This is a genomic window from Novosphingobium sp. B-7 (assembly GCF_000410615.1).
Classification (GTDB): Bacteria; Pseudomonadota; Alphaproteobacteria; order Sphingomonadales; family Sphingomonadaceae; genus Novosphingobium; species Novosphingobium capsulatum.
Genome location: NZ_APCQ01000450.1, coordinates 1 through 535, shown reverse-complemented (window position 1 = coordinate 535; position 535 = coordinate 1). Strand labels below are relative to the sequence as shown.

At 62.8% G+C, this 535-nt stretch carries 1 protein-coding gene; it reads right to left on the bottom strand.

The window, feature by feature from the left end; all coding sequences use genetic code 11:
• Positions 1-535: helix-turn-helix domain-containing protein (locus H926_RS0105515; protein WP_022675426.1), on the bottom strand; the 535-nt coding region annotated here is incomplete at both ends.

Sequence of the window (535 nt, the reverse complement as noted above, 5' to 3'; positions counted from 1 at the left end):
CAGCACCGTGGCGCTGTCGCAACCAGAAGCCGCCAGGGCGAGGTCCAGCGTGTCGGTGACGTCCTCGGCTCGCATGTTGGTGCACAGCTTCCAGGCGATGATGTAGCACGAGAAGTCGTCGAGCACGGTCGACAGATACATCCAGCCCCACCCGATGATCTTGAAGTAGGTGAAGTCGGTCTGCCACATCTCGTTCGGCCGCGTGGTTTTCGTGTGGAACTGATCGGCAGCCTTGATCACGACATAGGCCGGGCTGGTGATCAGGTCGTGGGCCTTCAACAAGCGGTAAACCGTGGATTCCGACACGAAGTAGCGCTGCCCATCGGTGAAGCGCACGGCCAGTTCCCGGGGGCTCAGCTCAGACTGTTCCAGCGCCAGCTCGATGATCTGGTCGTGGATGCCCGCCGGGATGCGGTTCCACACCCGGCTCGGCGCCGATGGCCGATCTTCCAACGCCTCCGGCCCGCCTTCGAGGTAGCGATCATACCAGCGGTAGAATGTCCGACGAGGGATGCCGAGTTGGTCCAGCGTGCGC